The sequence below is a fragment of the Aeromonas media genome, from assembly GCF_000819985.1.
Classification (GTDB): Bacteria; Pseudomonadota; Gammaproteobacteria; order Enterobacterales; family Aeromonadaceae; genus Aeromonas; species Aeromonas media.
Map to the genome: position 1 here is coordinate 1 of NZ_CDBZ01000021.1, position 9236 is coordinate 9236.

Annotated in this window: 11 protein-coding genes and 2 pseudogenes; all 13 read left to right on the forward strand. The window is 57.1% G+C overall.

From position 1 onward, the window contains the following. Nucleotides 1-309: IS630 family transposase (locus BN1127_RS01885; protein ID WP_042648284.1), on the forward strand; the 309-nt coding region annotated here is incomplete at its 5' end. Nucleotides 310-419: 110 nt separating this feature from the next. Continuing rightward, nucleotides 420-1028 carry a TetR/AcrR family transcriptional regulator gene (locus tag BN1127_RS01890; RefSeq protein WP_004393990.1) on the forward strand — a complete coding sequence of 203 codons (609 nt, stop codon included), beginning with the start codon at nucleotides 420-422 and terminating at the stop codon, nucleotides 1026-1028. Further along, entirely contained in the window at nucleotides 1025-2176 is a 1152-nt protein-coding gene (locus tag BN1127_RS01895) for an efflux RND transporter periplasmic adaptor subunit (RefSeq protein WP_023266980.1), read from the forward strand. Before BN1127_RS01890 ends, BN1127_RS01895 begins: the two co-directional genes overlap by 4 nt. Then, nucleotides 2173-3378 carry an ABC transporter permease gene (locus BN1127_RS01900; protein ID WP_004393995.1) on the forward strand — a complete coding sequence of 402 codons (1206 nt, stop codon included), beginning with the start codon at nucleotides 2173-2175 and terminating at the stop codon, nucleotides 3376-3378. Before BN1127_RS01895 ends, BN1127_RS01900 begins: the two co-directional genes overlap by 4 nt. 1 nt (nucleotide 3379) lies before the next feature. Then, nucleotides 3380-4090 carry an ABC transporter ATP-binding protein gene (locus BN1127_RS01905; RefSeq protein ID WP_041205303.1) on the forward strand — a complete coding sequence of 237 codons (711 nt, stop codon included), beginning with the start codon at nucleotides 3380-3382 and terminating at the stop codon, nucleotides 4088-4090. Between the two features lie 28 nt (nucleotides 4091-4118). Further along, nucleotides 4119-4592: a cytochrome c gene (locus BN1127_RS01910; protein ID WP_042648287.1), complete on the forward strand. Its 474-nt coding sequence runs from the start codon at nucleotides 4119-4121 to the stop codon at nucleotides 4590-4592. Continuing rightward, on the forward strand, nucleotides 4579-6066 hold the full coding sequence (locus BN1127_RS01915; RefSeq protein ID WP_042648285.1) for an efflux transporter outer membrane subunit: 1488 nt from the start codon (nucleotides 4579-4581) through the stop codon (nucleotides 6064-6066). Before BN1127_RS01910 ends, BN1127_RS01915 begins: the two co-directional genes overlap by 14 nt. Nucleotides 6067-6196: 130 nt before the next feature. Beyond that, nucleotides 6197-6754: a recombinase family protein gene (locus BN1127_RS01920; RefSeq protein ID WP_001162010.1), complete on the forward strand. Its 558-nt coding sequence runs from the start codon at nucleotides 6197-6199 to the stop codon at nucleotides 6752-6754. 2 nt (nucleotides 6755-6756) lie between these two features. After that, nucleotides 6757-7047, forward strand: a pseudogene (locus BN1127_RS21015) (DUF4158 domain-containing protein); the annotation flags it as partial. A 4-nt stretch (nucleotides 7048-7051) separates the two neighbouring features. Continuing rightward, a pseudogene (locus BN1127_RS23025) lies at nucleotides 7052-7273 on the forward strand (IS5/IS1182 family transposase); the annotation flags it as partial. Between the two features lie 75 nt (nucleotides 7274-7348). Continuing rightward, nucleotides 7349-7585 (forward strand): DUF4172 domain-containing protein, encoded by a 237-nt coding sequence (locus tag BN1127_RS22585; RefSeq protein WP_231557421.1) that lies wholly within the window; start codon nucleotides 7349-7351, stop codon nucleotides 7583-7585. A 64-nt stretch (nucleotides 7586-7649) separates the two neighbouring features. Continuing rightward, a complete protein-coding gene (locus BN1127_RS22590) occupies nucleotides 7650-8093 on the forward strand; it encodes a Fic family protein (protein WP_231557420.1) in 444 nt (147 codons plus the stop codon). An 88-nt stretch (nucleotides 8094-8181) separates the two neighbouring features. Beyond that, nucleotides 8182-9213 (forward strand): IS630-like element ISAhy2 family transposase, encoded by a 1032-nt coding sequence (locus BN1127_RS01935; RefSeq protein ID WP_001809438.1) that lies wholly within the window; start codon nucleotides 8182-8184, stop codon nucleotides 9211-9213. The last annotated feature ends 23 nt before the right edge of the window (nucleotides 9214-9236 follow it).

Sequence of the window (9236 nt, forward strand, 5' to 3'; positions counted from 1 at the left end):
AAAGTGCGATCCCGCCCTGGCCACTACCGACGAGCCAAAACCATCACACTGATCCTCGATAACTACATCATTCACAAAAGCAAACAGACCGAGCGATGGTTGAAGAAGAACCCCAAGTTCTGCCTGGTGTTCCAGCCAGTTTACAGCCCTTGGGTTAATCACATAGAACGGCTGTGGCACAAGTTACATGAAACCATCACGCGCAATCATCAATGCAGAGGAATGGCCAGCCTGCTGGCCCGAGTGAAACACTTCATGGATACCGTGTCTCCTTTCCCGGGGAATGGCTATGGTACAGCGAAGGTGTAGCACTATTGGGATCAGTTATTTAGATATTGACGAGTACGTCGGGTTTTCTCTTGTTTGAGTTACCTCTTGTGGTAAGATAGTAATTAATTACTATCTTACAAGGAGTGCTCGTGGACACCCATCCAAAGCATCTGCCGGCCGATGAACGTCGTGCCGTAACTGTCGAGTCCGTCGTGGCGCTTGCCGGTTCACAAAACCCAAGCGAGATAACCACTGCGGCTATCGCTAAACACATGAACTTGACCCAGGGTGCGCTGTTTCGGCACTTCCCGAACAAGGAAGCCATTTGGCAGGCGGTCATGGAGTGGGTAGCAGAGCGCCTATTAGCCAGAATCGATCGATCCGCACAAGGAATCGAGTCGCCCTTGGCAGCCATGGAGGCGATGTTCATGAGTCATATCGAATTCGTAGCTGAGCACCCAGGCGTGCCAAGAATGATGTTTGGTGAGCTTCAGCGTGCCGAATCAACACCGGCCAAGCGCATGGTGCAAACCTTGATTCAGCGCTACGGCGAACGTTTGCATCGTCTCATCGAGAAAGGCAAGGCCAGCGGCGAGTTGTCTCCCTCGCTTGACAACGAGGCGGCGGCAACGCTGTTCATTGGCACGATCCAGGGCTTGGTCATGCAATCGCTGTTGGCGGGTGATGTGGGACGTATGCACCGCGATGCGCCGCGCGTCTTTGCAATTTATCGGCGTGGCATAAGGAGTGCGCAATGAAAAAGTTACCCTTGCAAGGCCGCACCCTGGCGCTGCTTGCCGTCATCATTCCTTTGCTGGTGCTTTTTATTTATGTCGGTCTGCGATCAGGGCCGCTCGCCCCGGTCGCTGTGACGGTGGCAAGCGTGGAATCACGGGCTATCACACCGGCGCTGTTCGGCATCGGCACGGTGGAGGCGCGCTACACCTACAAGATCGGGCCGACGTTTGCCGGGCGCGTCAAACGCCTGGAGGTGCATGTAGGCGACCAGGTCAAGGCCGGACAGGTGCTCGGCGAGATGGAGCCGGTCGACCTTGATGATCGGGTGCGCTCACAGGAGTCTGTATTCAAGCGGGCGGAAGCGGCTTTGCGCGAGGCAGAAGCCCGGCAAGCCTACGCGCAGACCCAGGCGCGCCGCTATGAGCAATTGTTTGCGGTGCGCTCGACCAGCGAGGAAATCGTCACCACCAAGCGGCAGGAACTACAGATCGCCGATGCCGCCCTATCCGCCGCTCGGGAAGATATTGCCCGGGCACGCTCCGACCGCGAAGGACTCGTCGCGCAGCGGAGCAATCTGCGCCTGATCGCGCCGGTCGACGGTGTAGTCGCCGTGCGCGATGCCGATCCCGGCACGACCATCGTCGCGGGCCAGGCCGTGGTGGAAGTGATCGACCCCAAGAGTTTGTGGATCAATGTGCGCTTCGACCAGATCAGCGCATCGGGGCTGGCTGGGGGGCTGCCGGCTCATATCGTCCTGCGTTCGCGTGGTGGCCAGACCTTGAAAGGCCGCGTGCTGCGGGTGGAACCCAAGGCCGACGCGGTAACCGAGGAAACGCTTGCCAAGGTGACATTCGATAACAAACCAGAACCTTTGCCACCGGTGGGTGAACTGGCCGAAGTCACGGTTGACTTGCCGGCGCTCCCGGCCGCTCCACTGATCCCCAACGCTGCCGTCCAGCGTGAAGGCGATAAAGTTGGTGTCTGGCAAATCGTGGATGGTGATCTGCATTTCTCCCCGGTCAAGCTCGGCACTTCCGACCTCAATGGTTACGTGCAGGTGCGCGAAGGGCTCAAGAATGGGGACCAGGTTGTGACCTATAGCGAAAAGGCACTGACGGCGCGCAGCCGCATCCATGTGGTCGAGCATATCCCGGGAGTTTCACGATGATCAGCCTGGCCGGCCGCGACATTCTCCATGCCTGGGGGAAATTCGTCTTCACCGGCATCGGTCTGGGTCTGCTGATCGGCGTCACCCTAGTCATGGCTGGGGTGTACCGAGGCATGGTGGACGACGGCAAGGCGTTGCTCGACAACAGTGGCGCTGACCTTTGGGTGGTGCAAAAGGATACTCTGGGTCCTTATGCGGAGTCGTCAAGCCTCAACGATGACGTGTATCGCGCCATTCTCGCCATGCCGGGAGTCTCACAGGCAGCGAACGCGACCTACCTGACCATGCAGGTACGCAAGGGCGAGAGTGATGTACGCACCATGGTGGTCGGCATCGCGCCCGGTGCGTTGGGGGCTACACCCGGATGGCCTCCTTATCTCGTCGCTGGACGCCAGATCACGCGCGGTCACTACGAGGCTGTGGCCGACATCGCCACCGGCTTCAAACTGGGAGATCGTCTTGCCATTCGCCGCAATCATTACACCGTCGTGGGGCTGACACGGCGCATGGTGTCGTCCAGCGGCGACCCGATGGTATTCATTCCGCTCAAAGATGCCCAGGAGGCCCAGTTCCTCAAGGACAACGATGCCATCTGGCAAAGCCGGCGTCGCACCGAAGCCAACCCGGTCTTCAATCGACCCGGTGATCCAGGTTTGCTGGATGCCGTGATTGCTTCACAGAGCAGCAACGCGTTCGTCAATGCCGTGCTGGTCACTCTGAAACCTGGTCATGCGCCGGACGAGGTTGCCGAATCCATCCAGCGCTGGAAGCGTTTGACGGTCTACACCCGGGCACAGATGGAAGACATCCTCGTCGGCAAGCTGATCGCCACCTCGGCCAAGCAGATCGGCATGTTCCTTGTGATTCTGGCCATCGTTAGCGCGGCCATCGTTGCCTTCATCATCTATTCGCTGACGATGGACAAAATCCGTGAGATCGCGGTGTTGAAGCTCATCGGCACACGCAACCGAACCATCGCCGCGATGATCATGCAGCAGGCGCTCGCCCTGGGCGTGATTGGCTTCGTGGTCGGCAAGATCACAGCCACCTTTTCAGCACCGGCTTTTCCAAAATATGTCCTGCTCACGCCAATGGATTCTGTCGCCGGTTTTTTTGCCGTGCTCGTGATCTGCGTTCTAGCTAGCCTCGTCGCCATTCGCATGGCACTCAAGGTCGATCCGGCCGAAGCCATTGGAGGTTGAGATGAGTGGCAAAGGGATACACATCGAAAGTTTAAGCAAGCGGTATGGCGATGGTGACACCGCTGTCTTTGCCTTGAAAGACGTGAATATGCATGTTGCGCCAGGTGAAGTGGTGGGACTGATCGGCCCTTCCGGGTCCGGCAAGAGCACGCTGCTCAAGTGTCTGGGTGCGGTGATCGAACCGACCGCCGGTCGCATGACGCTGGGCGATGAAGTGATCTACGCCGATGGCTGGAAAGTCCGCGACCTGCGCGCCTTACGGCGTGACAAGATCGGTTTCGTTTTCCAGGCGCCGTACCTGATTCCGTTTCTCGATGTCACCGACAACGTGGCGCTGTTGCCGATGCTTGCAGGCGTCGCGAATGGAGAGTCGCGCGCGAAGGCACTGGAATTGCTCACGGCGCTTGATGTGCAACACCGAGCTCGCGCAATGCCCTCGCAACTCTCCGGTGGCGAGCAGCAACGGGTTGCCATCGCGCGCGGATTGGTCAATCGCCCGCCAGTGATCCTGGCCGATGAACCCACTGCGCCGCTGGATTCCGAGCGCGCCATGGCTGTAATCCGCATCCTCAACGACATGGCCCGCAAGTTCGAGACCGCCATCATCGTCGTCACCCATGACGAAAAGATCATCCCGACCTTCAAGCGCATCTACCACATCCGCGACGGTGTAACCCATGAGGAAGCTGGCGAAGGGCGGGAGTTCGAATGAGAGAATGATTGAATTACAGGAGAATTTCATGACCCACCGCAAACACAGCCACGCATTTGGAACTATCACCCTGACCGTTACGGCCTGCCTGCTTCTATGGGGTTTTCAGTTGCCAGCTTGGGCTGGTGACGCTACCCAGGTTGAGCCACTGGCGCTACGCAAGATCATGCAGGAACTCGGGCGCAACATGCAGGCTATTATCGGTGCGATTTCGCAGGAGGAATGGGTTCAGGTCGTTCAGCTCGCCCCAAAAGTTGCTGCACACCCCGAGCCACCGCTTACTGAAAAAATGCGCATCCTTGCTTACCTCGGCGCTGATGCGACCAAGTTCAGAAACTTTGACGCGCAGACTCACGAGGCGGCGCTGGCCATGAAGCTGGCTGCTGCGAGCAGCGACGGCAAGGCGGTGATCCAATCATTCGCCCACGTGCAGGAAAGCTGCTTGGGCTGCCACCAAGCTTTCCGTAAACCTTTCGTGGAACATTTTTATGGAGCACGCTAAAACATGCCAGCGCCCCATCAGCCTCGAAAGACGGCTTGCGGCAACTTACCTGGTAGCTGGTCTGATCACCGCCGGTCTGGCCGGCTGCGCCGCTGGCCCTGATTTTAAGCGTCCCACCGCACCCGATGTGGCTCGCTACACTGCAATACCAGTGGCTGATAGAACCGCGTCCGCTCCCACGCAGTTCGGCGAAACACAACGTCTAGTCGAAGGGCTTCCGATCGAAACGCAATGGTGGCAAAGCTTGGGTTCATCCGCACTCGACGGACTGATAAACGAAGCTTTCCATGTCAGCCCGACGCTGGCGAGCATCAGCGCCAATTTGCGACACGCGCAGGAGCTTCTTGCCGCACAGGCGGGCTCGACGCAATATCCACAGGTAGATGTCGCACTGGGATCTCAGCGCCAGCAAATGAGTCCCGGTAGCCAAGGGTTGAGCGGAGACGCACGTCAATTCAGCCTCTACAACGCCAGCGTTGGCGTGCATTACAACCTCGATCTGGCTGGCGGCAACCGGCGCGCACTCGAAGCCTTGGCTGCTCGCGCCGACTACCGTCGCTTCGAACTGAATGCTGCGCGCCTGGCCCTTGCCGGCAACATGGCAACCGCTGCCATTACCCGAGCACGCCTCGCCGCGCAACTAGAAGCCACTACTGCCATTTTGCGCGTGCAGGATGAGCAACTGCGCCTAGCCCATGAACGCGTGCGTATCGGTCAGGCCTCACCTGATGAAGCGTTGAGCCTACAAGCTCAGGCGGAGCAAACGCGGGCAGAACTGCCTGCGCTGCGTAAACAACTGCAACAAACCGAACATCTACTGGCGGTGCTAGCCGGTCGTGCCCCAGGCACGGGTGGCATCCCGGCCTTCACTCTGGCCGATTTCACTCTACCCGTCGAGATGCCGCTCGTCGTGCCCTCAGAACTGGTGCGCCGCCGACCGGATATCCAGGCGTCAGAGGCGCTGTTGCATGCGGCCAATGCAGACTATGGTGTGGCTGTCGCCAAGCTCTACCCACAGATCAACCTGAGCGCCAACCTTGGTTCTCAGGCGCTGACCACCGGTGCCCTGTTCGGTGGTGGCTCGGCAGTGTGGGGCCTGGTTGCGCAGCTCACCCAGCCTCTTTTTAATCCAGGGCTACCCGCTGAAAAAAGAGCGGCGCTCGCCGCTTTTGATGCCGCCGTAGCCAATTACCAGAGCGTCGTATTGGAGTCTTTGCGTAACGTCGCCGACACCCTGCGCGCGGTGGAAAGCGATGCACAAACTTTGACTGCCCTCGCTGCCGCTGATATGGCTGCACAGGCCTCCTTGCAGTCGGTCGAGCGGCAATACCGGCTGGGCGCGGCCAGCTACCTGCAACTGCTCATCGCGCAGCAACAGGCACAGTCAATCCGGATCAATATGGTTGCGGTCCAGGCACAACGCCTAGTCGATAGTGTTGCTTTATATCAGGCCCTGGGAGGTGGTGTCAGTTAAGACTATACCCTAACCTGATGTCAGATGTTGAGCACAAACAACGTCAGAGTAGGGTATTAATTTATATTTATTGACACATTCAGCCAAGGGTAATAGATTTCATCCTGACATTTTTACCTTTGGAGGCATCTTGCAAGGTCAACGTATCGGCTACGTTCGCGTCAGCAGCTTCGACCAGAATCCTGATCGACAACTGGAACAAATAGAAGTCGGCAAGGTATTCACCGATAAGGCTTCAGGCAAGGACACACAACGTCCCGAACTTGAAAGGCTGCTGGCCTTCGTCCGCGAGGGCGACACCGTGGTGGTGCATAGCATGGACAGGTTGGCACGCAACCTTGATGACCTGCGCCGCATCGTCCAAGGGCTGACACAACGGGGCGTGCGCATGGAGTTCGTCAAAGAAGGGCTAACGTTCACCGGCGAGGACTCACCGATGGCCAATCTGATGCTGTCGGTCATGGGAGCCTTTGCTGAGTTCGAGCGCGCTCTGATCCGCGAACGTCAGCGCGAGGGAATCGTGCTGGCTAAGCAGCGCGGGGCCTACCGGGGACGAAAGAAATCGCTGAACAGCGAACAAATTGCCGAGTTGAAACGGCGAGTTGCGGCAGGCGACCAGAAAACCTTGGTGGCCCGTGACTTCGGCATCAGCCGCGAAACCTTGTACCAGTACCTGCGGGAAGACTGACCATGCCACGCCGCTCAATCCTGTCCGCCACCGAGCGCGAAAGTCTGCTGACACTGCCAGATGCCAAAGACGAACTGATACGGCACTACACGTTCAACGAAACCGACCTGTCGGTGATCCGTCAGCGTCGCGGCGCCGCGAATCGATTGGGCTTCGCCGTGCAGCTTTGCTACTTGCGATTTCCTGGCATCTTCTTGGGCGTCGATGATCCTCCATTTCCGCCCCTGCTGCGCATGGTGGCCGCACAACTCAAGGTGCCGGTGGAAAGCTGGAACCATTACGGCACGTTGGAGGGTCGTCAATTCGCTGTTCATGCTGAATTGATATTCCCTTGCCGGTGCAGTGTTGCAACAGCACCAGTAAACGCGCCAAGCAGGTTAACATTCAGTACCGCTTGTCAGTCAGGTGCCAGTGGCTTATCTGGTGTTGCTACCGAACTGAAGGTCTAGGGCGAAGGAGAGTGGAAGGTGGGCAAGCACGGCAAGGAGAAACGGCAAGCTTCACTTGGCTGTTGATGCGTAGACCAGTGCCATCGTTGCCGACGAAGTTAGCCTTGAAACGGTGGAGGATTAAGGCACATTGAATGAACATGTTATGGACCCATTTTGGATTTGGCAACAAGCAGATTGGCCCCATTTTCGTTGGCGGGATAGCGAGATATTGCCCAGATTACGGCAGGTTCAACGCAGACAGGGAATTCTAATCGGTAGTCATTCCAGGTTGGGGAACCCCGACCAAACGTTGGACACGTTATTGGCTAACATCATCGCTTCTTCTGCTATCGAAGGTGAACGCCTCAATGTCCAATCCGTGCGATCTTGCCCTGGCTAGGCGGTTAGGGAGCTCACAAACTCAGTCCTATCCAGTATCAGAGCGCTCAGAGGGGCTCGCGGCCATGATGCTGGATGCCATCGACAACCATGAACAACCACTAACAATTGAACGACTTTACCAATGGCATCGTTGGCTGTTCCCTGTCAACGAATGGTCGGTACAGCCAGTGAACGTAGGGCAGTTGCGAGGAGATGAGCCGATGCAGGTTGTATCTGGACGTCTTGATCGCCCCACCGTGCATTTTGAGGCTCCACCCAGAGCAGCTCTGGACGATCAACTGGCCGCGTGCATCCTCTGGTTTAACCAGACTCGGCATGACCCCACGATGGATCCCCTTCTTCGTGCAGCAATCATCCATTTCTGGTTCGTGACCCTGCATCCCGTTGATGATGGTAATGGGCGGCTCACGCGGGCACTGACCGATCTCGCGTTGTCACAGGCTGACTGCCACAGCATCCGGCTGTATGCCATGTCAGCTGCTATTCTAAATAGCTGTTCCGAATAGTAGATCACCGGAGGAAGGGAACTCAGTCCAGTTTGTGCGATCTGATTAGTCGCTAAACAAAACAAGCCACACCCAAAGGACTGAGTTGATGCCTATCCTACCACCTCTGCCACGACCACAACGGCGCCGCATTCACAAAATCATCCATGCCACCCGTGATAAAGGACATGCTCGTCGCTTGATGGCCATCTTGCTGTTACATGAAGGACGCACGATCACCGATGTTCATCACCTTACCGGCGCTGCGCGCTCGACCATCGGTCGTTGGCTTCGGTGGTATCGAGATGAAGGCATAGATGCGCTAGAAGCCTTACCGGCTGGCCGTGCCCCAGTCTTACCTATCGCCAAGATAGTCACCTTACTGGTGCTGCTCATGCAGTTTTCTCCGCAAGATTTTGGTTATCAGCGCAGCCGTTGGTGTACTGAACTATTGGCTATAAAAATCAATCGGTTAACAGGGCTCAATGTGGCAGCCTCCACGCTCCGCCGATGGTTACCTCGTATGGGCATTGTCTGGCGCAGGCCCGTGCCGACCTTGCGGATAAAAGACCCAGCCTATCAGGAAAAAATGGCGAATATCGACGCCGCGCTGGCCCGCTGTGATGCCGATAATCCGGTGTTTTATGAGGATGAAGTCGATATAGACCTCAATCCCAAATTAGGAGCCGACTGGATGTTCAGAGCGCAGCAAAAGCGGGTTGTCACACCGGGGCAGAATGCCAAGCATTATCTGGCAGGCGTTCTCCACGCAGGCAACGGAAGGGTACTTTACGTCAGCGGGATCAAGAAAAACTCATCGCTGTTTATTGCCATGCTGGAAAAGCTGCGCCACCACTACCGACGAGCCAAAACCATCACGTTGATCCTCGATAACTACATCATTCACAAAAGCAAACAGACCGAGCGATGGTTGAAGAAGAATCCCAAGTTCTGCCTGGTGTTCCAGCCAGTTTACAGCCCTTGGGTTAATCACATAGAACGGCTATGGCACAAGTTACATGAAACCATCACGCGCAATCATCAATGCAGAGGGATGGCAAACCTGCTGGCCCGAGTGAAACACTTCATGGATACCGTGTCTCCTTTCCCGGGGAATGGCTATGGCACAGCGAAGGTGTAGCACTATTGGGATCAGTTATTTAG

Bases quoted from the DNA above. Each gene is read 5' to 3' on its own strand.
- BN1127_RS01895 (WP_023266980.1), top strand. From the start codon at position 1,025: ATGAAAAAGTTACCCTTGCAAGGCCGCACCCTGGCGCTGCTTGCCGTC.
- BN1127_RS01900 (WP_004393995.1), top strand. From the start codon at position 2,173: ATGATCAGCCTGGCCGGCCGCGACATTCTCCATGCCTGGGGGAAATTC.
- BN1127_RS01905 (WP_041205303.1), top strand. From the start codon at position 3,380: ATGAGTGGCAAAGGGATACACATCGAAAGTTTAAGCAAGCGGTATGGC.
- BN1127_RS01910 (WP_042648287.1), top strand. From the start codon at position 4,119: ATGACCCACCGCAAACACAGCCACGCATTTGGAACTATCACCCTGACC.
- BN1127_RS01915 (WP_042648285.1), top strand. From the start codon at position 4,579: ATGGAGCACGCTAAAACATGCCAGCGCCCCATCAGCCTCGAAAGACGG.
- BN1127_RS22585 (WP_231557421.1), top strand. From the start codon at position 7,349: ATGGACCCATTTTGGATTTGGCAACAAGCAGATTGGCCCCATTTTCGT.
- BN1127_RS22590 (WP_231557420.1), top strand. From the start codon at position 7,650: ATGATGCTGGATGCCATCGACAACCATGAACAACCACTAACAATTGAA.
- BN1127_RS01935 (WP_001809438.1), top strand. From the start codon at position 8,182: ATGCCTATCCTACCACCTCTGCCACGACCACAACGGCGCCGCATTCAC.